The 913-nt window shown below is 42.1% G+C and carries 1 pseudogene; it reads left to right on the top strand.

From position 1 onward, the window contains the following. Positions 1-913: pseudogene (locus tag B6A27_RS18335) on the top strand (IS3 family transposase); the annotation flags it as partial.

Here is a 913-nt window from a genome sequence, read left to right as displayed (position 1 = left end):
GCAAAAGAGTTAGGTTTGGCTTACAACACTCTTCACCGTTGGGTGAAAGAATACAAAGAAAGCAACGGAAAGAGTTTTGTGGGTTCAGGCAACATCAAGCCACAAAATCAAGAAATCATTGAGTTACGCCGTCGTAATCAAGAGTTGGAGGAGGAATTAGCGATCCTAAAAAAGGCGTTAGGCATCTTCACCAGAAACCAGAAGTAATTTACGCATTCATTTTTCAACACCGAAACGAATTTCGCGTGGTGAAGATGTGTCAAGTGCTCGGTGTTTCAAGAAGTGGGTATTACGACTGGCTCAAGCGTCCGAAAAGTAAACAGAAAAAACGAAAAGAACAACTCACTCAACAGATTCGAAATGAGTATCTAAAGTCCCGTAAGATTTACGGAAGCCCGAAAATTACGCAAGAACTAGGCAAACAAGGGATTCGAGTGTCTCAAAAGACGGTCGCTCGCATCATGAGGGAAGAAGGCTTGAGATCCATTACCGTCCGTAAATTCAAAGCCACTACGAACAGTAACCATCCTTACAACGTATATGACAATCTATTGAAACAAAACTTCCAAGCAACGGCTCCGAATGAAGTATGGATGGCAGATATTACGTACATTTCTACCGATGAAGGCTGGTTGTATTTAGCCAGTATCATGGATTTATATACTCGCAAGATGGTAGGATGGTATATCGATACACGAATGACGAAAGAGTTAGTCATCAAAGCGTTACAACGAGCTCTAAACAGCGAAAAACCAACGGAACGAGTGATTCATCATTCGGATCGTGGGAGCCAATATGCTTCGAATGACTATCAGCAACTTTTACAGGAACATCATTTTCAAGTGAGCATGTCGAGACGTGGGAACTGTTACGACAACGCTTGTATGGAGTCGTTTCATAGCCTAATCAAGAA

This window comes from Anoxybacillus sp. UARK-01 (genome assembly GCF_002075365.1).
Lineage (GTDB): Bacteria > Bacillota > Bacilli > Bacillales > Anoxybacillaceae > Anoxybacteroides > Anoxybacteroides rupiense.
Note: the sequence above shows the minus strand (reverse complement) of the source record. Positions and strands in the feature narration are given on the sequence as shown.